This window comes from Bradyrhizobium yuanmingense (assembly GCF_029167105.1).
In the GTDB taxonomy this organism is placed as follows: domain Bacteria; phylum Pseudomonadota; class Alphaproteobacteria; order Rhizobiales; family Xanthobacteraceae; genus Bradyrhizobium; species Bradyrhizobium yuanmingense_A.
In genome coordinates this window covers 217399-237646 of sequence record NZ_JARFML010000009.1, presented here as the reverse complement: position 1 = coordinate 237646, position 20248 = coordinate 217399, and the positions used below count along the sequence as shown (strand labels likewise).

The window sequence follows — 20248 nt, the reverse complement described above, 5'->3', positions numbered from 1 at the left end:
CGCATGAAGTCAGGGTATGAAGTCCTTTCGTAACATCCGCGTCATTCCGGTCGTCCTGGTCGCCGTCGCCGGCCTCGCCACGCTGAAGGTGGCGGGCCTCGCGATCAACGGCGGCTATGTCTTCGACTACAAGCCGAACCTGAGCAAGAAATCCTGGGCGGAAGAGAACCTGAATTTCCCGACCGGCCGCGACGATCTCGACATCACGGGATCGAGCGCGCCGAAGGAACCACCGAAGCCGGCGGCACCCGAGACCAAGATGGAGGGCGGCACCCCGGTCAAGATCGACGAGACCCAGCCGCAGATCTCGGCCTCGGAGCGCGCGGTCCTGGAACGGCTGCAGGCGCGGCGGCAGGAGATCGAGGCGCGCCAGCGCGAGATCGACATCCGCGAAAGCCTGCTCAAGTCGGCCGAGAAGCGCATCGAGACCAAGGTCGAGGAGATGAAGGCGGTGGAAACCCGCATCTCCGCAACCCAGGCCGAGCAGAAGGCCGCCGAAGCCCAGCGCATGAAGGGCCTCGTGACCATGTACGAGGGCATGAAGCCCAAGGATGCCGCGCGGGTGTTCGACCGGCTCGAAATGGGCGTGCTGATCGAGATCGCCTCGGCGATCGCGCCGCGCAAGATGTCGGACATCCTGGGCCTGATGTCATCGGAAGCCGCCGAGCGGCTGACCGTCGAGATGGCCCGCCGCGCCAATGGCGGCGGCGATCAGTCTGCCTCGGCCGGCGAATTGCCCAAGATCGACGGCAAGCCGACGCAAAAGCCAAATTGAGGGCTCGAATCCGCGCGCTGTCGCGCGGTCGTTCGACTGAAGCCCAGCGAAATGCCTCGTGCGCCTAATTCGCAAAGGCCTGTTGCACCCTGCGAACAGGCGGGCGCAACTGCTGCTCCATCTGGGCGAGGATATTGACCTGCTGCTTGATCAGCGCCGCCTTTGAGACGCGGGTCACGAGCTGCAGGGTGCTGTGGCAACAGGCGCATTCATATGTCTTCAGGGCATATCCTCTGGCAATCGGGACGATCGCGACGACCGCTCTTGCTCTGCTACACACAATGCAACCGGCTTCTCCGCTCATTGATTACCCCCAGAGCTAACCAATGCGATTTGCATCGCCGAGACTCACATCTGATTCAGAGTCGCGCGCGAACCGCAACGAGCCGAAGGTTGTGAGTGCGCGCGCTCAGCAACTCGTCAAGGTGGAAATCAGAATCCCGTGGCGGATGCAGCCGGGGCAGGCGGCATCCTCCGGGACTGCGATGACTTGACGCGCGCAGGTGTGAAGTGGCGTACAGTGGTGCTCAAGGCGACGTCCTACGCTTCGGTCATTCGCAGTCGGCAGCGCAGGAGGAGGGCCATGAACTACTCGTCCGCAGCAGAACGCGTCATCGAGGCCGTCAACCGGATGATCATAGCGGCGATGACATCCGCATGGACATCCGCACTAAGCCATCAGCATGCCGCGCCGCCGGATGGCGAGGTCGGCAACGATGATCAATCTTCTCTTGGCGAAGAGAGCTCCTCGGCGCCCGATGGCGCCGGGAAGCAACACTGAAGAGCCCGTTGGCTCGGGGCGTCACAAGATCAGATCGTGCAAGCCGTGGCCGTGAGCCGGACTTGGGCCATGAGGCGGATCAACATCGGGCGGAGATGGTTCAGGCGTGAACGCCAGTTCGAGCCTGTGGAACCCTCCAGCGTGGCCGGGATGACCGGCGAAGTCCAGATGATCCGGCACCACGCTCTGCTGTGAGCCCTGCGAAGCGTTATCCTTGAACTGGAATGAGTCGCCGAGCTGCTGCGTCTCGCTCGCAAGCGAATGGTTGGCGCCTCCGCTCGACGACTTCAGAAGGCTCGGATTGAGCGTCGTCTCTGCCATTCCATCGTTGGGACGACCGTGGGCATGAGCCGCCTCGTCGGCGTTTCCTTGAGGCGAGGCGCCGTGATTCCCGGCATTGCTCCCCGGTGCAAGCCCGCGCCCGGCGTGCTGTTCGGCGGCATTCTGGTCAAAATTCAGCGCGGCGATGGCAATGTCAGGCATGTGGCCGCTTCCGGCAACCGCGCCACTTTTGGCCAGCAATGCTGTGTCGGGACCGGCCAGGTGGTCGAAGACAAAACTGGCCTCCGTCGGTGCGGCGACGTATTGCGATATCGCAGACGGTCCGCTGCCCGAAGGAGCCACCGCAACAATGCGGAGTGTTTCGGTCGAGGGCGTTTGCATCGGGTCCGAACTGGAGATGCTCGAATACTCAGTTCGTTCGATCTGGTCCGAAGGCGTATCCAGGTTGTGGAGCGGCTCGCTTGACTGGATGTCCGGACTCTCTGCGAGGAGCGTGCCGTCGCCGCTTCCGGAGTCGGACGAGATCTCGGAAGTGATCGTCATTACCCCGGCCGCATCACTCTGCAGGGTTGCGGTGAGGTCGGTCAGCTCGCTGGCGACCGCCACGACAGGCGCCGCTGGCGCCAGGATGAAGTCCGAGGCATCGACGGTTGCAATCCCCTGCAAATGGATTTCGAGCAGACTGGAATCGCCGATCTGCAGGGTCTGGTCCGTTGGGTTGACGTACACGATGGTTTCGTTCGACGCGCTGTCATAGATCCAGGCGATCGTATGTGGCGGCACCGTCGTGTTGGTTGAGCTCAACGCCAGGATGGCAAACCCGAGCGCGCCGAAGGCGGTCAGGTCGATCCTGTCCGCTCCCGATGCGAAGTCGGTGATGGTGTCGAACTGACCGGCGCGGGAATCGGCGACGAACAAATATGCGAAACGATCGTTGCCATTGCTGCCGGTGAGTTGGTCCGCACCAAATCCGCCGGTTATGGTATCGGCGCCGTTGTTGCCGTTTACCGTATCGTTTCCCGAGCCGCCGTAGATGGCATCATTGCCATCGTTGCCCTTGATCGTGTCATTGCCTGAGCCGCCATAGAGAACGTCCGTCTTGCCGGTCCCATTGACCGTATCACTGCCGGCTCCCGCATAGATGACCTGACCTGTGTCGCCGCCGCCGGCGATGGTTTCGCTCCCCGGCGTTCCGTACACGTTCGGGGGATCGGAGATCACGACGGATCCGGTGGCCAGGTTGTCAAAATCGTTGGGGTCGGCATCGCTGGCGCCATGAATGGCGACGGTCACCGTCTGCGTGGTACCGTCGATCGCGGTCACCGTGAATGTGTCGGTCAGGGTGTCGCCGGAATCGAGAGCCTCAACCACGCTGTTGTTGTTGTCGAGGGTGTACGTCCATGCGCCGGCTGCGGTCATCGTGAAGGTGCCGTATCCGTCATCGCTCGCGGTCGGTGAAGAGATCGCGGTGAACGTATTCGGCGCGTTGTCGACGTCGGTATCGGTCAGCGTGCCAGTCGCGATGGGAACGCCGGGCGAGAAGGTTCCTGCCTCGGTCACTGAGCCGGTCGTGGTGCCGGAAATGAGGGCCGCGTCGTTGCTGCCGTGAATGGTGATCGTCACCGTCTGCGGCGTGCCGTCGAGGCTAGTGACAGTAAAGCTGTCGGTGAGTGTGTCGCCGACATTCAGCGCCTGCACCGCGCCGCTTGCATTGTCGAGCATGTAGGTCCACGCGCCGGCCGCGGTGATCGTATAGGTACCGTAACCACCCGTGCTCGCCTTGGGCGAACTCACGGTTGTGAAAGTATTGGATGCATTGTCGACGTCGGCGGCAACGAGCGAGCCCGTTACGCTCGGCGCGCCGGGTGCCGCGTTGGCGACGCCTCCGGCCTCGGTCACCGATCCGGCGGTTGTGCCGGAAATCACGGCAGCATCGTTGCTGCCGTGGATGGTGATCGTCACTACTTGGGCGGTTCCGTCCAGAGTCGACACCGTAAAGCTGTCGGTCAGTGTCTGCCCACCATTGAGCGCCTGCACCGCACTGCTGACGTTGTCTAGCGTGTAGGTCCACACGCCCGCTGCCGTCATGGTGAAGGTGCCGTAGCCGGCGGCGCTCGCCGTCGGCGAGTCGACGGCCGTGAATGCATTTGCGATCGTGTCGACGTCGGTATCGGTGAGGGTGCCGGTCGCGATGGGCGTGCCGGGATTTGCATTGGCGACGCCGCCAGCCTCGGTGACGGCGCCGGTCGTGTCGCCGGAGATGACCGCTGCATCACTGGCTCCGTGGATGGTGATCGTGACCACCTGGGGCGTGCCTCCGATCGTGGTCACCGTGAAGCTGTCGGTTAGCGTTTGGCCGGCATTGAGCCTCTGCACGGCCGGGCTGGCGTCGTCCAAAGTGTAGGTCCACACGCCGGAGGCCGTCATGGTGAAGGTGCCATAGCCACCGGCGCTCGCTGTTGGCGTGCTCACTGCGGTGAATGTATTGGGCGGATCGTCGACGTCCGTGTCCGTGAGGGTGCCGGTCGCAACCGGCGTGCCAGGCGTTCGGTTGGCGATGCCGCCAGCCTCGATCGTAGACCCTGTCGTGGTGCCGGAGATGATTGCGGCGTCGTCGACACCGTTAATGGCGATCGTGAAGGTCTGGCTGACGAAGGTAACTCCGTTGGAGGCGGTGATAACGAAGCCGTCGGTCGTGGGCGCCTTCAGCGCGTTGATTGCGGCATCGTCAGGCTCGAACCTGTAGGCGCCGCTCGTGCTGTTGACGTAGAGCACTCCATAGGAACCTACCTTCCACAAATCGTATGTCACTCCGCCCAGGACCGTATTGCCGGAGTTCGCCCCGACGACGCCAAAGCTCAGCTTGCCGCCACCGCTGCCGCCGCTGGCACTGAAGGTTCCTGTCGTTGCAGCGAATGTATCAAACACCACCGTGTCGAGCTCAATTGGCCCAGCTCCGGTGCTGAGACTCGGTGGTGCCGGTTCAAGAGACGCCAGAGTGATGAATGGCAGCGTACTCGGCGCAATTTGCAGTGCGGGCGCATCCGGCTGAATGAAATTGATCGGCTGCAGTGACTGGGATTTGACGAAGGGAGGCGTGCTTGAGCCATGCGGCCCCTGTCCTTCGAGATTGGCGAGCACGTCCTGTTGCGCGGCGTGCAACTCGTCCATGCGAGCGGCCGTGTTCGTGACCTGATTGATACTGATGCTGGAGCCCACCTTCCTGAGCACGATCGTCTCGCCGGGATCGTCGACGATGATGCGCCGCGGGATCGGCTCCTTGGTCACGAGCTCGAATGCACCATGCGCAAGGTCCTTGTAAGTGATGGAGTCGTCATCGAGGAGCGTGACGTCCGGGTCCGCGGCTTCGGCATTTTGTCCAAGCGAGAAAGTCAATGCTGCAAGCGTCAGCATTCCGGACCCGCCTGCGTGACTCCGGGCACGAATGCCTGCAATTGACGTGTTCGGCTGGTGAGACCGGGCTTCTGCCGGCCGGCCTGGTGCTGAAGTGGAGCTCCTTCGGGTCAGGTCGAGGAGGGCCGTCGATGGCTCGCCTTCGGCTTCGAACACGAATGCGCTCAGCGAGACGCGAGTGCCGCAGGAGATGTCGAAGGAAGTACCGTCGATGAAGCGAACTGTGATCTGTCCGTCGGCATCGGTCTCTATCACGTCAGTCCGATAGACAGGCGCGCCAGCTACGGCCAGTGTGGCGATGCCGCTGGCTCGCGTAAGCGTACCGCAACCAATCACTGTCTGAATATGTCCGATGATTTGGACGGGCAAGGCCATTGCGGGCCTGGTACCAACCTGGATGTCGGATGCTGACATGGCTCGACCTCGCCTGGGTGATCGATTCAGGCTCGGCGTGCTGCCGTGGTCTATTCGGGGCGGCCCTCGCCAAAGGACAAATATCCTGGGCGCCGGCAGCCGATGGCATGCCCGCCGAAATCATCAAATCTGCTATCGAGAGTTGCATTGCGCGGCGACGGTGACGCGTACCGCCATTCGCGCATTCCTCCCGCCAAAGTGATTAAATTGACAAGCCAGATGTATTTAATTTGTGGAATTTTCATAGCGCCGCGATAAAGTAGGACGATTAATCATATTAAACAAGAATTATGTTTGTTGTTGCTGCGCGTCGCGACTCAAAAAATGGAGCCGCCGACAGCCGCAAGGTCTCTCGAGAAAGGGGGGATCATGTGCAGAACCAAAATATCCTCAATAGCGGCGGGCCTGGTCTTGGCGCTTCTAAATTTCTTGCCGAGTGCGGCTCAAGCGCAAGTCGATTCCGCCGGGCCCGCCGTCGCCAACTCGTCTTCCAAACCGATCGGGAAGGTGGCGACGGCCACAGGCTCCGTCACGATCGAACATGCGGGCGCAGTGATCGTTCAAGCGAATGTCTCAAGTGAGCCCGGCCAGGCCAAGAGGGGTGATCCCGTCTATCTTGGTGATGTGGTGCTGACCGGAGACGACGGCCGGGTCGGAATAAATCTTAGCGACGGCAGCTCGTTCAATTTATCGAGCAACGCCCGTATGGTGCTGGATCACTATGTGTATGAGCCGGCCGGCAAGTCCAACGCGACCCTATTCAGTCTTGCCAAGGGAACGTTCACTTTTGTTGCGGGCAATGTTGCGAAGACCGGCGATATGAAGGTCGATACGCCCGTTGCCACGTTGGGGATCCGAGGTACGACGCCGCACATCGAGATTTCTGATGACGGATCGGCCAAATTTTCCACGCTGATTGAAGAGGGCAAAAGCAAGCTCCTGAAGAAGCCACCGGCAGGCGCGGCGCCGGAGTCCGATCGAAGCGCCAATCGCAGGCTCATCATCTGTCGGGGGTGCTGAGACGTTTGCTCGGCCGAAGCCGCCGTGATGCCGGCGCAGCGTCCGGCCCGGCAGAGAGACGCAACATGAGTGCTTCGTTTCGCTCGCGGAGTTCGGCGCTTGGTGTGAAAATCGCACGGGCCAGTGTCATCAGGGCAGGGATGCTCATTCTGATCGTTGGACTCTCCGGTTCGTCAGGCTTGGCGCAGACGTCGAAGAAGAGCAGCTCACTCAAGAATATCGAGCTATGTAACGGGTCAGATCGGGTCTCGCCCGAAGCTCGCATCGAGGCCTGCACGGCCTTTATCGATGCGGGCGAGGGGAGCACAAATGGCTTTGCCGTCGCCCACAACAACAGGGGCAATGCCCATAGCGCCAAAGCCGACTACGAAGGCGCGATCAAGGATTTCGTCGCAGCGACCCGGCATAACCCGAATTATGCGAAAGCCTTCAACAACCTCGGAGTGGCCTATCTGAGGACGGGCTCACACGACCTCGCCCTTGGCGCTTTTCAGGAGGCGCTGAAGCTCAACCCCAACTATGCCACTGCCTTTGCCAACCGTGCGGCAGCGTTCTTGAAGAGGAATGCGTACGACCGTGCAGCGCAGGACTATGACGAAGCAATTCGCCTTGACCCGAAGCTGGAGGTGGCTTGGAGCGGACGCTGTTGGGCCCGGGCCGTCCTTGGTGCCTTGCAGGCTGCGATGGAGGACTGCGACATGGTGCTTCGATCGGGAGCGGGTAACGCCGCGACATACGATTCGCGAGCCCTGATAAATCTGAAAATTGGACAACTCTCCGCGGCTATCGACGACTACAACGCGGCGCTGCGGTACGCCCCCAAGCTGGCGAGCGCGCTGTACGGTCGCGGGGTCGCCAGATTCAAGCTCGGCGATACAGACGGCGGCAATAGCGATATCTCGGCGGCCAAAAGGATCGAGGCCCGAATCGCCGAAGACTTTGTCCGCTATGGGGTGCCGCAAAGGGACTGACCGGCCGCGACGTCGTGCAGCCGTTAACAACTGCTTAACCGCCTGCGTCTCAAATTCAAACTGGCGGACCGGCCCCAGCTCCATCCGGCACGGCGTGCTGTTCCCGCAAATCAAGACATAGCATTAACAAGTCCTTAATGGGCGAGACCTACAGTCGACGGCACGGGCCGGCGCCAGTGCCGGCATGACCGCCGAACCGGAAGAAATGCCGCCAATGGCGCGAGAGGCTGCCGCTGGATTTGTGTCGCGAGCCCGCGCATCGGCGCGGGGCTTGTCGCGTCACGCCCGCGCCGCGGCCTTGATGGCGGCCTGTCTCCTGCTTGGCCTTGCGGCGCCCGGCCAGGCGGCCGATCCGATCAGGGGCGAGGCGACGTTTTCAGCCGGTGGCGGCTTTGCCCGTCTCGTCATCAAGCTCGGCGAGGACGTTCCCTCCGAGGTGACGACCGCGGGCTCGATCCTTGTCATCCGCTTCGACCGGCCCGTCGATGTTCCCGTCGAGCGCATTCCGGAAGGCGCGCCCGATTACGTCAATTCCGCCCGCCGCGACCCTGACGGCGGCGCCATCCGCCTGTCGCTGGCGCGGCGCGTCACCGTCAACACCATGAACGCCGGCGAGCGCACCTTCATCGACCTGCTGCCCGAGGGCTGGAAGGGGCCGCCGCCGAGCCTGCCCATGGACGTGGTCAAGGAGCTTGCCGAGCGGGCACGCGCGGCAGAGCGTGCGCTGCGCGCCCAGCGTGCCGCCGCGGAGTCCAGGAAGCGTCCGCCGATCCGCGTGCGCGCCTCGGTGCAGCCGACCTTCGTGCGCTTCGTGTTCGAGATGCCCGACGGGGTCGGCGTCTCCTCCGTGCTCAACGAGCAGAAGCTGACGCTCATCTTCAACGCCAATCTCAATTTCGACCTGGCGGACGCGGTCCTCGCCGCGCCGTCGAACGTCGCCTCGATCAAGCAGAAGTCCGATATCGACCAGACCAATGTCGAGATCGCGCTGGTCGGCGATGCCGACGTGCATTCGTTCCGCGACGAGAAGAACTACGTCGTCGACGTCTCCTTCCAGCCCGACAAGGGTAAATTGGCGGCAACGCCCGAGGCGACGATCGCGCAGATGAAGCCGGTCGGTCGCGGGCCGGCGGCTGCCGCTGCCGCTGCACCTGCACCGGAAAAGCCCGCCGCTGAGAAGAAGGAGGCCCATCGCGAGCTCCCACCGCCGACCTCCGAGACGATCGCGCGCGAGGCCAGGATCGACATCAGGCCCGAGGTGAAGGTGGAAGCGCCCGCCGCGCTGCCGCCCGCCGACGCGCCGAAACCGGCAGCCTCTCTCGCGGCCGAAGCGGCCCAACCGCCCAAGGAAGCTGCGAAGCCGTCGCCGGCGGCTGCGGCTGCGCCCGTCGAAGCGCCCAGGGAGGTCGCGAAGGAACCGGTCAAGGATGCTGCCAAGGAGGCTGGCAAGGATGCTGCCAAGGCTGGGCCGGCGGAGGTGCCGGTCGCGCCCGCGATTGCCAGCGTCGATGCGCGCCGCGACAGCGACGGCTTGCGCGTGACGTTCCCGTTTCAGGTCGCAACGCCGGCGGCGGCGTTCCGCCGCGGCGACACCGTGTGGCTGGTGTTCGATACGCCGAAGCCCGTCGATGTCGAGGCGATTCGCACCAAGGGCGGCGCGATGATCGGCGAGGTCGGCCGGATCCCGCTCGACAAGGCGCAGGCGGTGCGCATCCGTCTCACCCGCCCGCTGGTCTATTCGCTGACGAGCGAGGAGGTCGGCAAGGAGACCAACTGGATGTTGACGCTCGCCGACAAGATCCAGGCGACGCCGCTGCCGCTGATGATGTCGCGCAACATCACCGATCCCGCGCTCGCCAATATCGCGATCCCCTTCGCCAATCCGGGCCAGCTGCACAAGCTCACCGATCCCGATGCCGGCGACACGCTCTATGTCGTCACCGCGCTGCGGCCGGTGCGCGGCTTCATCAAGCGGCAGGACCTCGTCGATCTCTCGCTGCTGGAATCCGCGCACGGCATCGCGATCCGGCCGAACTCCGACGAAATCGGCGTCGAGGTCGGCTCCGACAAGGTCATTCTCGGCAAGAAGGGCGGCTTGACCCTGTCGCCGGTCGACATCTCGGCCGAGCGGGCGCCGACCGCCGTGCGCCCGATCTTCAGTCCCGAAGGCTGGCGCAAGGGCCAGTCGGAAAACTTCGTGGCGCGCCAGGGCGAGCTGATGACGGCGATCTCGGCGGTCGAGCCGGCGCTGCGTTCGCTGCCGCGGCTCGATCTTGCGCAATTCTACATGTCGCGCGCCATGTATCACGAGGCCAAGGCCGTGACCGACGTGATGTTGAGCGATCCGCTCAACAAGGAGGAGAGCGGCGCGCTGATCATGCATGCGATCGCCAACATCCTGATCGGCCGGCCGGCGCAGGGCCTGAAGGATCTCGCCAATCCTGCGATCGGCAACAGCCACGATTCCCAGCTTTGGAAGGCGCTCGCCTATGCGCGGCAGGGCAAATGGGCCGATGCGCGCGAGAAGTTCAAGAACGTCGAATTCGCTATCGCTTCGCTGCCGCTCGACATCCAGCGCATCGTGACGATGGACGCGATGCGCGCATCCCTCGAGGTGAAGGACTATGCCGGCGCCTCCAAGCGCCGCAGCGAGCTCGAGGTGGTCGGTGTCCCGCCCGAGGCCGCGCCAGGCTTCGCCGTGCTGCGCGGCCGGCTCGCCGAGGCGCTCGGCCACGATAAGGATGCGCTCGACGATTACAAGCTGGCGGTCGCCTCGAATGATCGTCCGGCTGCGGCCGAGGCCAAGCAGCTCGAGATCGCGCTGCGTCAGAAGCGCGACGAGATCGGCAAGGAAGAGGCGCTGCGCGAGCTCGAGACGCTGTCGATGACCTGGCGCGGCGATGCGATCGAGGTCAAGACGCTGCAGATGCTGTCGCGCCTCTATGCCCAGAACGGGCGCTACCGCGATGCGCTCACCGCCGCGCGCACCGCGACGCGGCTACAGCCGAACGCCGAAGCCTCGCGTCAGGCGCAGGATCTCGCCTCCGAGCTGTTCACGCAGATCTTCCTCGGGCCGAAGGGCGACGAGCTGCCGCCGGTCGAGGCGCTCGGGATGTTCTACGAGTTCCGCGAGCTGACGCCGATCGGCCGCCGCGGCGACGAGCTGATCCGCCGTCTCGCCGACCGTCTCGCCTCGATCGATCTGCTCGACCAGGCCGCCGAGCTCCTGCAATACCAGATAGATCATCGCCTCGAAGGCGCCGCGCGCGCCCAGGTCGCCGCGCGCCTCGCCATGATCTATCTCGCCAACCGCAAGCCCGACTTGGCCATTACCGCGCTGCGCGCGAGCCGCATCAGCGATCTCTCCGGGGAGCTCCGGCAGCAGCGCCTGCTGCTGGAGGCGCGCGCGCAGAGCGACGTCGGCCGTCACGATCTCGCGCTCGACATCGTCTCCAACGTCGCCGGGCGGGAAGTGCTCCGCCTGCGCTCCGACATCTTCTGGGCGGCGCGGCGCTGGCGCGAGTCCGCTGAGCAGATCGAGCTCTATTACGGAGACCGCTTCCGCGACTTCAAGCCGCTCAATGCGGTCGAGAAGAGCGACATCATCCGCGCCGCCGTCGGCTACGCCCTCGCCGACGATTCGATCGGCCTGTCGCGCTTCCGCGAGAAATACGCCCCGCTGATGAGCGAGAGCGCCGACCGTCTCGCCTTCGACATTGCGAGCAAGCCGGCCGCAGCCTCCAGCGCCGAATTCGCCGAGATCGCCAAGCTCGCTGCCAGCGTCGACACGCTCGACGGCTTCCTGCGCGAGATGAAGCAGCGCTTCCCCGACGCCACCGCCCGCGCGCCCGGCGCGCCGCAGGCCAAAGATACGAGCGACCACACCGGCTCGCTGCCCACGATCCCGGTCGTGCGGCAGATCAAGATGACGCGGTAGGACTGTCGCCGCGCGGCCCGTGACCGCGCCACAAACTCGACATTGCGAGCGCAGCGAAGCAATCCAGACTCTTTCCGCGGCGGCAGTCTGGATTGCTTCGTCGCAAGGGCTCCTCGCAATGACGAGCAGGGAGCGGGGGCCGTCGCTGAGAGCGGAAAGGACGCGGCAGCGAACGAAGCCTCACCCCCCGTAACTCTGCACCAAGCTCCCGGCCACCAGCGACCAGCCGTCGACCAGCACGAAGAAGATCAGCTTGAACGGCAGCGAGATCGTCGCCGGCGGCAGCATCATCATGCCCATCGACATCAGCACGGAGGCGACGACGAGGTCGATGATCAGGAACGGCAGGAACAACAAGAAGCCGATCTCGAAGGCGCGCTTCAGCTCGGAGATCATGAAGGCGGGGACGAGAATGCGCAGGGCGAGATCGTCGGGCGTGGCCGGCGGCGGCTCGCCGGAGAGATCCAGGAACAGCTTCAGGTCCTTTTCGCGCACGTTCTTCTGCATGAAGCCGCGCAGGGGCACGGAGGCGCGCTGGAACGCGTCCTCGACGCCGATCTGGTTGGCGACGAGCGGGCGGATGCCCTCGTCGTAGGATTTCTGCAGCACCGGGCCCATCACGAAGAAGGTGAGGAACATCGCGAGCGCGATGATCACCGAGTTCGGCGGGGCGGTCGCAGTGCCCATCGCGGTGCGCAGCAGCGACAGCACCACCACGATGCGGGTGAACGACGTCATCATGATCAGGATCGACGGGGCGATCGAGAGCACCGTGAGCAGCGCGATCAGCTGGATCGCGCGCTCGGTGACGCCGCCGCCACCGGCGCCGCCGCCGAGATTGATGCTGATGTCCTGGGCATGCGACGGCATTGCGAGCGAAGCCGCGCCGACCAGGACAGAAAGGAAAAGAACTCTACGCGGGAGGGCGGGCAACCTCACGAAGAGGGCTTCGGACGGCCGAGCAGGGAGGCCATCTCGTCTTCGAGATTTTCAAAGCTGGTCTTTTCTGCAGCCGGCTTCGCCGGAGCAGCGGGCGGTGCCGGCGGCTCGCTGCGGGCGGCGCGCGCCGGAGCGGGCGGCGGCTCCGGCGCAACCGGAGGCGCGACCGTTTCCCCGGCCGGGCGGCGCAGGGCAGCCTCGAGTCGCTGCGCCATTTCGGCGAGATTCTGCTCGGCGCTCGAGGGCGCGGCAGCCGCTACCGGCGGCGGAACGGGCGCAGCCTGCGGCACGGGCGGAGGAGGCGGTGGTGCTGCGGCGCGCTCGGCCCGCACCGGCGGCATCTTCATCGGCTCACTGCCGCGCGGCGGACGCGGCATCAGCGGCGGCTCGCCGCGGGCGATGCGCGGCGGCAGCGGCTCGGGCCGCGGTTCGCGCTCGGGACGTGGCGCGATCGGCTCCGGCGTAAAGCCGCCCAGAGCCGGCTCGCTGCGGCGTTCGGCCAGTGCAGGCGCAGGCCGGCGCACTTCGTCGGCGAAGGATGGCCGCGCGGGCCGCGGCGGCGGCTCGGGCATTTGCGGCTCGGGATGATCGAGCAGCTCGGGCCGCGGCGCGTCGTCGGCCCAGCCGCCGGCATCGGGCAGGGGGGCAAGGCGCGGCGGTTCGGCAGCACTCGGACGTTGCGGAATCTGGTCGCGGCTAGGCGCGGCGCGAACGATGTTGGGCTCGACGACGATGTCGGTCGGGCCGCCGATCATCAGCAGATGCTCGACATTGTCGCGCCGGACCAGCACCAGGCGGCGCCGGCCGTCGACCGCGGCGGCGTCGATCACGGCGAGGCGGGGCATCCGGCCGCGCTGGGTGTTGGCGCCGATGCGGCTACCGGCGAATCGGCGAACCAGCCATGCAGCGACGCCGATCAACGCCAGAACGACGATGAACGCGACGATGAAGGTGATAGGGCTGCCTTGCATACTTGTCCCCGACAAATGGCGCTTTTTTCGTGCCCATGGTCAGTCGAATCGACCACCGGCGGACGATGCCCCAAACTGCGATTTCTTAACGTTCCACGGCAAGTTTTGCCGTCCCCAACTCTTAATAACCCATGAATCGCCCGATCCAAAACGACTTCTTGCCCTGTGCACGTCTCGCCAAACGGCTGGGTTAATGCCACTTTTCGCGGCGTCGAATGGCGGGGCGCAAGAATCAGTTTCGGCTGGGGACATGCATCGCGACCGGTCCTTAACCAGCTGTTAACCATACAGGCGGCAAATTCTGCCTAGCGGCGGTCCCTAGGGTCCGTCGGGGCGGAGGGAGCCGCGACGATGTCCATCAACGATATTCCGGAACTGTCGGTGCTTCGCACCAAGATGCAGTGGCATCAGGAGCGCCAGCGCGTCCTGTCCGAGAACGTCTCCAATTCCGACACGCCGAAATTCCGGCCGCGCGACCTGGTCGAGCCCAAGTTCGACAAGGCCGGTGCCGTCGCGGGGTCCATGGGGCCCTTGGTCCTGACCCGGACCAGCGCCTCGCATTTGGCGCCGTCGGGGGCCCCTTCCGCCTTCGACCAGAACAAGAATGCGGGCTTCGAGACCCGCCCCGCCGGCAATGCCGTCAATCTCGAGGAGGAGATGATGAAGGCCGCCAGCAACCAGATGGACTACGCGGCGGTGACCTCGCTCTATTCGAAGAGCCTGCGCCTGCTCAAGACTGCGATCGGCAAAGGTTAGGCCCTAAAGGAGGCGGATCATGGCAAATGACAGCAGCGACTTCGCCCGCTCCATGGCAATCGCGACCTCGGGCCTGCGCGCGCAGGCCGGCCGCATGCGGGTGATCTCGGAGAACATCGCGAATGCGGATTCGACGGCGCAGACCGCCGGCGGCGATCCCTACCGGCGCAAGGTGCCGACCTTCTCATCCGCGCTCGACCGCACGCTCGAGGCGCAGGTCGTCACCCTCGGCAGGATCAAGCCCGACCAGTCCGCCTTCCGCGTCAGATACGAGCCGAACAATCCGGCGGCGGATGCCAGCGGCAACGTCAAATATCCCAACGTGAACTCGGTGGTCGAGATGACCGACATGCGCGACGCGCAGCGGTCCTACGAGGCCAACCTCAACATCATCAGTGCGACGCGCCGGATGATCCAGCGCACGCTCGACATCCTCAAGAGCTGAACAGGACATTTGAGCCATGGCATCACCGACAATCGCCGCCAATGCTTACGCCAGCCTCGCCCGCGTGCTGGAGAACACCGGCACCGGCGCCGGCAAGGGCAGCGAACCGAACGGGCAATCCTTCGCCGCGCTGCTGAAGGACGCCGTCGGCAGCGTCGTGGAATCCGGCCGCAAGTCCGACGCGCAGACGGTGGCGATGGCCTCGGGCAAGGCCAACGTGATGGACGTGGTCACGGCGGTCGCAGACACCGATGTCGCGGTGTCCACACTGGTCTCGGTCCGCGACCGCGTCATCGCGGCCTATGAAGACATCATGAAGATGCCGATCTGACGAGGTTGTCATTCCGGGGCGCGACGAAGTCGCGAGCCCGGAATCCATAACCACGATCGGGAGTATGGATTCCGGGCTCTCGCTGCGCGAGCCCCGGAATGACGAACAACAACTCAGAGTAGGAATTCTGCAGATGACCGGACCCGAGACCCTCGACGTCGCGCGCGATGCGATCTGGACCATCGTGATCGTGTCGTCGCCGCTGATGGTGGTCGGCCTCGTGGTCGGCGTCATCGTGTCGCTGTTCCAGGCGCTGACGCAGATCCAGGAGCAGACGCTGATCTACGTGCCGAAGATCCTCGCCATCTTTGCCACTATGCTGTTGGCGCTGCCGTTCATGGCCGATTCGATGCACGCCCACATGCTGCGGATATCGTCGCGAATCATAGGCGGCTGAGGCACTATGCGTGAATTATGCGCATCGACGTCTCCCTGCTGCCGGCGCTCGCCGCTTCCTTCATGCTCGCCTTCGCCCGGGTCGGCGCGATGGTGATGCTGCTGCCCGGACTCGGCGAGACCAACATCCCGACGCGGATCAAGCTGTCGATCGCGCTGCTGCTCACGCTGATCATCCTGCCGCTGCATCGCAACGCCTATCAGGTCGACATGGGCTCGCTGGCGCCGCTATTGGTGCTGATGCTGCATGAGATCGCGATCGGCATCGTGCTCGGCGCGACCGCGCGCGTGACGTTGTCGGCGCTCCAGGTTGCGGGATCCGTGATCGCGCAGCAGATGGGGCTCGGCTTCGTCACCTCGGTCGATCCGACGCAGGGCCAGCAGGGCGTGCTGGTCGGCAATTTCCTGACCATGCTGGGCGTGACGCTGCTGTTTGCCACCGACAGCCATCACCTGGTGATCGCGGCGCTGAACGACAGCTACACGATCTTCTCGCCGGGCGAGACCGTGTCGAGCGGCGACGTCGCCTCGCTTGCGACGCGTGCCTTCGCCGCCGCGTTCCGCCTCGGCTTGCAGCTCTCCGGGCCGTTCCTGGTGTTCGGCCTCGTCTTCAATATCGGACTGGGCGTGCTGGCGCGGCTGATGCCGCAGATGCAGGTCTATTTCGTCGGTGTGCCGCTGTCGATCTTCGCGGGCTTCCTGGTGCTTGCCGTAGTGCTCACCGCGATGATGGGCACCTTTCTCGACTACTTCATCGGTGTCATGCACCAGATGATGCCGCTCAAGTGAGGGGGATCGATCGGTGGCGGAAGACAACGATCCCGAAAGTCAAACAGAAGACCCGACGCAAAAGCGCCTCGACGATGCGCTCGAACGCGGCGACGTCGCCAAGAGCCAGGAGATCAACACCTGGTTCATGATGGCGGGCGGCACGCTCGTCGTCTCCACCTTCTCGGGCTCGGTCGGCAGCGGGCTGCTGACGCCGATGCGCAACCTGCTTGCCAATTCCTGGATGATCAAGACCGACGGCAAGGCCCTGCTCGCGCTGATGCAGCAGATCGAGCTCGCCGTGCTTGCCGCGGTCGGCGTGCCCCTGTTGATGCTGGTGCTGGCGGCCATTGCCGGCAACATGCTGCAGCATCGGCTGGTTTGGTCGGCCGAGTCCCTCAAGCCCAAATTCAACAAGATTTCGCCGGGTGCCGGCTTCAAACGCATCTTCGGCAAGCAGGCGGCGGCCAATTTTCTCAAGGGCATCGGCAAGCTGGTCGCCTTGGCCGTGGTCATGACAATGATCCTGTGGCCGGAGCGGCACCGCATGGAGGCGATGGTCAGGCTCGATCCGGCCGCCATGCTCGGCGCCAGCACCAGCATGACCATCCAACTGCTCGGCGCGGTGGTCGCCGCGCTCGCGATTGTCGCCATCGCCGACTATTTCTTCCAGTACCGCAGCTGGTTCCAGCGGCAGAAGATGTCGCTTCAGGAGATCAAGGAAGAGTACAAGCAGTCCGAAGGCGACCCCCACATCAAGGGCAAGATCAGGCAGCTGCGGCAGCAGCGCGCCAAGAAGCGCATGATGGCGGCGGTTCCCAAGGCCTCCGTGATCATCACCAACCCGACCCACTATTCGGTGGCGCTGTCCTACGAGCGCGGCATGACCGCGCCGATCTGCGTTGCCAAGGGCGTCGACAATCTCGCCTTCAAGATCCGGGAGATCGCGCGCGAGCACGACATCCCGATCGTGGAGAACGTGCCGCTGGCCCGCGCGCTCTACGCCACCGTGGACATCGACCAGGAGATCCCGACCGAGCACTACCATGCCGTTGCCGAAGTCATCGGCTACGTCATGCGCCTGAAGCGCGGATTCAGCGCCGGGCGGGGATAAGATGCCCGAAAAGTACCGGAAATGGCCGTAATCTGGGAATCAGCGTACCTTTTGCCGCTGCTGCCCTTGCACCTCAGGGTCCGATTCAGGCAGGGAGGACCCCACGCGCCCGGTGCGCGTTGATTCTCTGCCGACAGGCTGCGCCAGCTCGAGAATGACCGCCGAGACCGACCACGACCTCACACGCGAGCCCGTTGCGGCGCACGAGCCGTCGCCGCGCTCGGGCAGCATTGCGCTGGTGCTGCTGGTGGCCGCCGGCCTCGTCGCCGTGGCCGTCGGGCTGATGACTCTCGGGCGCGCCCAGGCGCAGCCCTATATCCTCGGTATCCTCGCCGTGCTGGCGATGGTCGGCCTGTTCAACCTGTTCGCCTTCGCCGCCGGCATCATCCGCTTCGCCGACCGCAATCTCGACGATCCCGTCATCGGCCGCATCTCCGATCACGCCTTCGACGGCCTCGCGGTCACCGACGCGCGCGGACACGTGGTCTATTCCAATGCCGCCTATCTGACGCTGACCGGCGCCACCGGACCGCAGGACGTGCGCCCAGTGGAGCGAGTCTTCATCGGCAACCCCGACGTCTCGGAAGCCGTGTTCCGGCTGCTCAAGGCCGCCCGCGAGGGCAAGCGGCAGCAGGAGGAGGTGCGCATCTCCGGCCATGACGGCAGCCAGGGTCGCTGGCTGCGCATGCGCGTGCGCCCGCTCGGCACCGGCAAGCGCGAGGCGAAATACGCGGTGTGGTCGATCGCCGACATCACGCGCGACCGCGAGCGCCAGGAGGACGTGTTCCAGGAGCTCCAGCACGCGATCGAATATCTCGATCACGCCCCGTGCGGCTTCTTCTCGGTCAATCCGGCCGGCGAGCTCGCCTATGTCAACGCGACATTGGCGAACTGGCTCGACTACGACCTCGCCGAGATCGGCTCCGGCGGCCTGAAGCTCACCGATATCGTCTCCGGCGACGGCGCTTCGCTCTTGACCTCGATCGTGGCGGTGCCGGGCGAGGTGAAGACCGAGGTGTTCGACATCGACCTGCGCATGCGCACCGGCAAGACCATGCCCGTGCGGCTCTATCACAAGCTCGCCTTCGGCGCCGACGGCGCGCCGGGGCCCTCGCGCACGCTCGTGATCAGCCGCGCCCGCGACGAGCGCAGCGACCCTGATCGTGCCGCCGAAGTGCGCTTCATGCGCTTCTTCGACCACACGCCGATGGCGATCGCGACCGTCGATCGCGCCGGCAACGTGGTGCGCGCCAATGCGCGCTACGCCAAGCTCAGTCAGGCGCTGGGGCTCGACACCTCTTCCAAGTCGATCTTCCGCGCGGTCAATTCGCGCGACCGGCACCTCCTGATCGCGGCCATCAACCAGGCCGCCGAAGGCAAGGCCGATATCGCGCCGGTCGAGGTGGCGCTGGAAGGGGCCAAGGAACGCTGGGGCCAGTTCTTCGTGACGCCGGTCGATTCGGCCGAGACCGAGGCGGAAGCCGCCATCGTGCACATGCTCGAGACCACCGAGCGGCGCGCGCTGGAAAACCAGATCAACCAGTCGCAGAAGATGGAGACGGTCGGCCAGCTCGCCGGCGGCATCGCCCACGACTTCAACAACGTGCTGTCCGCCATCATGATGGCGAACGACTTCCTGCTGAACGCGCACAAGCCGACCGACCCGTCCTTCCAGGACATCATGCAGATCAAGCAGAACGCAACGCGCGCCGCCACCCTGGTGCGGCAGTTGCTGGCGTTCTCGCGGCGGCAGACGCTGCGGCCGCAGGTGCTCGATCTCGGCGACGCGCTGTCCGATCTCACCATGCTGCTGCGCCGGCTGATCGGCGAGAAGGTCAAGCTCGACCTCGTGCACGGCCGCGACCTCTGGCCGGTGAAGGTCGACGTCTCCCAATTCGAGCAGGTGATCGTCAACCTCGCGGTCAACGCGCGCGACGCCATGCCCGATGGCGGCAAGCTGATCATCCGCACCGCCAACGTCACCAGCGACGACGCGGGCAAGCTCGCCTACAAGGGCATGCCGGCCGCGGATTATGTCCGGATCGAGGTCGCCGACACCGGCACCGGCATCCCCGCCGATATCCGCGACAAGATCTTCGAGCCGTTCTTCTCGACCAAAGAGGTCGGCAAGGGCACGGGCCTCGGGCTCTCCACCGTCTACGGCATCGTCAAGCAGACCGGCGGCTTCATCTACGTCGATTCCGAGCCGGGGCAGGGCACCTCGTTCCACATCTTCCTGCCGCGCCACATCGCCGAACCGGAGGTGCAGGTCGAGCAGCCCGCAGCCGCAATCGGCGCGACCAACGGCGCCGCGAAGGAAGCCGCGCCCGCCGCGGCGGCAGAGGCGAAGCCGCGTACCGATCTCACTGGGCAGGGCACCATCCTGCTGGTCGAGGACGAGGAGGGCCTGCGCGCGCTCAATGCCCGCGGCCTGCGCTCGCGCGGCTACACCGTGGTCGAGGCCGAGAACGGCGTCGAGGCCATGGAGGTGCTGGACGAGCAAAGTGGCGCGATCGATCTCGTCGTCTCCGACGTCGTGATGCCGGAGATGGACGGCCCGACTCTGCTCAAGGCCATGCGCGAGAAGAACCCCGACATCAAGTTCATCTTCGTCTCCGGCTATGCCGAGGATGCCTTCGAGAAGAGCCTGCCCGAAGGCCAGCAGTTCGACTTCCTGCCAAAGCCCTTCACGCTCAGCCAGCTGGTCGCGGCGGTGAAGGAGACGATGACGAAGCAGGCGTGAGACCTGCCGCTCTCCACGCAATGGCGGCTGATGGGCTCGGCTGACGGGATCCGGGGAAAAGCGGAAATCGGGTCGTAAACCCGGCGGTAAACATCCCCCGATGGTTCCCGTAAAACCCCTGTCATATATGGGCTTTTGCCACATCCCCGCGACTGAGGGCCGCAGCCGCATGTTCCGAAACCGGCTTCACT

At 64.8% G+C, this 20248-nt stretch carries 16 protein-coding genes; 12 read left to right on the top strand and 4 right to left on the bottom strand.

Going from position 1 to position 20248, the window contains the following annotated elements:
* Nucleotides 1-16 precede the first annotated feature (16 nt).
* Nucleotides 17-775: a MotE family protein gene (locus P0R31_RS14615; RefSeq protein WP_275514668.1), complete on the top strand. Its 759-nt coding sequence runs from the start codon at nucleotides 17-19 to the stop codon at nucleotides 773-775.
* A gap of 64 nt (nucleotides 776-839) precedes the next feature.
* Here the strand turns inward: P0R31_RS14615 and P0R31_RS14610 are convergent, their stop codons facing one another.
* Nucleotides 840-1079, bottom strand: a complete 240-nt coding sequence (locus tag P0R31_RS14610; protein ID WP_036013084.1) for a hypothetical protein — start codon at nucleotides 1077-1079, stop codon at nucleotides 840-842.
* Between the two features lie 279 nt (nucleotides 1080-1358).
* Here P0R31_RS14610 and P0R31_RS14605 point away from each other — a divergent pair, with 279 nt between their 5' ends.
* Nucleotides 1359-1556, top strand: a complete 198-nt coding sequence (locus P0R31_RS14605) for a hypothetical protein (RefSeq protein ID WP_275514667.1) — start codon at nucleotides 1359-1361, stop codon at nucleotides 1554-1556.
* A 21-nt stretch (nucleotides 1557-1577) separates the two neighbouring features.
* On the opposite strand, the gene P0R31_RS14600 is transcribed toward P0R31_RS14605, so the two are convergent.
* Nucleotides 1578-5666 carry a VCBS domain-containing protein gene (locus P0R31_RS14600; RefSeq protein WP_275514666.1) on the bottom strand — a complete coding sequence of 1363 codons (4089 nt, stop codon included), beginning with the start codon at nucleotides 5664-5666 and terminating at the stop codon, nucleotides 1578-1580.
* A 297-nt stretch (nucleotides 5667-5963) separates the two neighbouring features.
* Between P0R31_RS14600 and P0R31_RS14595 the strand changes: the two genes are divergently transcribed.
* The 3 genes from P0R31_RS14595 (at nucleotide 5964) to P0R31_RS14585 (ending at nucleotide 11594) form a co-directional block, all read left to right on the top strand.
* Nucleotides 5964-6686 (top strand): FecR family protein, encoded by a 723-nt coding sequence (locus P0R31_RS14595; RefSeq protein ID WP_275514665.1) that lies wholly within the window; start codon nucleotides 5964-5966, stop codon nucleotides 6684-6686.
* A gap of 65 nt (nucleotides 6687-6751) precedes the next feature.
* Nucleotides 6752-7657, top strand: a complete 906-nt coding sequence (locus tag P0R31_RS14590) for a tetratricopeptide repeat protein (protein WP_275514664.1) — start codon at nucleotides 6752-6754, stop codon at nucleotides 7655-7657.
* A gap of 214 nt (nucleotides 7658-7871) precedes the next feature.
* A complete protein-coding gene (locus P0R31_RS14585) occupies nucleotides 7872-11594 on the top strand; it encodes a tetratricopeptide repeat protein (protein ID WP_275514692.1) in 3723 nt (1240 codons plus the stop codon).
* Nucleotides 11595-11774: 180 nt separating this feature from the next.
* Here P0R31_RS14585 and fliP read toward each other — a convergent pair whose 3' ends face one another.
* Nucleotides 11775-12533, bottom strand: coding sequence for a flagellar type III secretion system pore protein FliP (gene fliP, locus P0R31_RS14580; RefSeq protein WP_036013079.1), 759 nt, complete (start codon nucleotides 12531-12533; stop codon nucleotides 11775-11777).
* Nucleotides 12530-13504 carry a flagellar biosynthetic protein FliO gene (locus tag P0R31_RS14575; RefSeq protein ID WP_275514663.1) on the bottom strand — a complete coding sequence of 325 codons (975 nt, stop codon included), beginning with the start codon at nucleotides 13502-13504 and terminating at the stop codon, nucleotides 12530-12532. The genes fliP and P0R31_RS14575 overlap by 4 nt, the downstream gene beginning before the upstream one ends.
* 351 nt (nucleotides 13505-13855) lie before the next feature.
* Between P0R31_RS14575 and flgB the strand changes: the two genes are divergently transcribed.
* The 7 genes from flgB (at nucleotide 13856) to cckA (ending at nucleotide 20057) form a co-directional block, all read left to right on the top strand.
* On the top strand, nucleotides 13856-14260 hold the full coding sequence (gene flgB, locus P0R31_RS14570; protein ID WP_275514662.1) for a flagellar basal body rod protein FlgB: 405 nt from the start codon (nucleotides 13856-13858) through the stop codon (nucleotides 14258-14260).
* 19 nt (nucleotides 14261-14279) lie between these two features.
* Nucleotides 14280-14705 carry a flagellar basal body rod protein FlgC gene (gene flgC / locus P0R31_RS14565; protein WP_271500961.1) on the top strand — a complete coding sequence of 142 codons (426 nt, stop codon included), beginning with the start codon at nucleotides 14280-14282 and terminating at the stop codon, nucleotides 14703-14705.
* 16 nt (nucleotides 14706-14721) lie between these two features.
* Nucleotides 14722-15036, top strand: a complete 315-nt coding sequence (gene fliE / locus P0R31_RS14560) for a flagellar hook-basal body complex protein FliE (RefSeq protein ID WP_157280796.1) — start codon at nucleotides 14722-14724, stop codon at nucleotides 15034-15036.
* A gap of 133 nt (nucleotides 15037-15169) precedes the next feature.
* Nucleotides 15170-15433: a flagellar biosynthesis protein FliQ gene (gene fliQ / locus P0R31_RS14555; RefSeq protein WP_025037372.1), complete on the top strand. Its 264-nt coding sequence runs from the start codon at nucleotides 15170-15172 to the stop codon at nucleotides 15431-15433.
* Between the two features lie 17 nt (nucleotides 15434-15450).
* On the top strand, nucleotides 15451-16221 hold the full coding sequence (gene fliR / locus P0R31_RS14550) for a flagellar biosynthetic protein FliR (RefSeq protein ID WP_027575944.1): 771 nt from the start codon (nucleotides 15451-15453) through the stop codon (nucleotides 16219-16221).
* Nucleotides 16222-16234: 13 nt separating this feature from the next.
* On the top strand, nucleotides 16235-17314 hold the full coding sequence (gene flhB, locus P0R31_RS14545; protein WP_036013070.1) for a flagellar biosynthesis protein FlhB: 1080 nt from the start codon (nucleotides 16235-16237) through the stop codon (nucleotides 17312-17314).
* Between the two features lie 154 nt (nucleotides 17315-17468).
* A complete protein-coding gene (gene cckA / locus P0R31_RS14540; protein ID WP_275514661.1) occupies nucleotides 17469-20057 on the top strand; it encodes a cell cycle histidine kinase CckA in 2589 nt (862 codons plus the stop codon).
* The last annotated feature ends 191 nt before the right edge of the window (nucleotides 20058-20248 follow it).

Coding starts and splice junctions, on each gene's coding strand:
- P0R31_RS14615 (WP_275514668.1), top strand. CDS start 17: ATGAAGTCCTTTCGTAACATCCGCGTCATTCCGGTCGTCCTGGTCGCC.
- P0R31_RS14610 (WP_036013084.1), bottom strand. CDS start 1,079: ATGAGCGGAGAAGCCGGTTGCATTGTGTGTAGCAGAGCAAGAGCGGTC.
- P0R31_RS14605 (WP_275514667.1), top strand. CDS start 1,359: ATGAACTACTCGTCCGCAGCAGAACGCGTCATCGAGGCCGTCAACCGG.
- P0R31_RS14600 (WP_275514666.1), bottom strand. CDS start 5,666: ATGTCAGCATCCGACATCCAGGTTGGTACCAGGCCCGCAATGGCCTTG.
- P0R31_RS14590 (WP_275514664.1), top strand. CDS start 6,752: ATGAGTGCTTCGTTTCGCTCGCGGAGTTCGGCGCTTGGTGTGAAAATC.
- P0R31_RS14585 (WP_275514692.1), top strand. CDS start 7,872: ATGGCGCGAGAGGCTGCCGCTGGATTTGTGTCGCGAGCCCGCGCATCG.
- P0R31_RS14575 (WP_275514663.1), bottom strand. CDS start 13,504: ATGCAAGGCAGCCCTATCACCTTCATCGTCGCGTTCATCGTCGTTCTG.
- flgB (WP_275514662.1), top strand. CDS start 13,856: ATGTCCATCAACGATATTCCGGAACTGTCGGTGCTTCGCACCAAGATG.
- flgC (WP_271500961.1), top strand. CDS start 14,280: ATGGCAAATGACAGCAGCGACTTCGCCCGCTCCATGGCAATCGCGACC.
- fliE (WP_157280796.1), top strand. CDS start 14,722: ATGGCATCACCGACAATCGCCGCCAATGCTTACGCCAGCCTCGCCCGC.
- fliQ (WP_025037372.1), top strand. CDS start 15,170: ATGACCGGACCCGAGACCCTCGACGTCGCGCGCGATGCGATCTGGACC.
- fliR (WP_027575944.1), top strand. CDS start 15,451: ATGCGCATCGACGTCTCCCTGCTGCCGGCGCTCGCCGCTTCCTTCATG.
- cckA (WP_275514661.1), top strand. CDS start 17,469: ATGACCGCCGAGACCGACCACGACCTCACACGCGAGCCCGTTGCGGCG.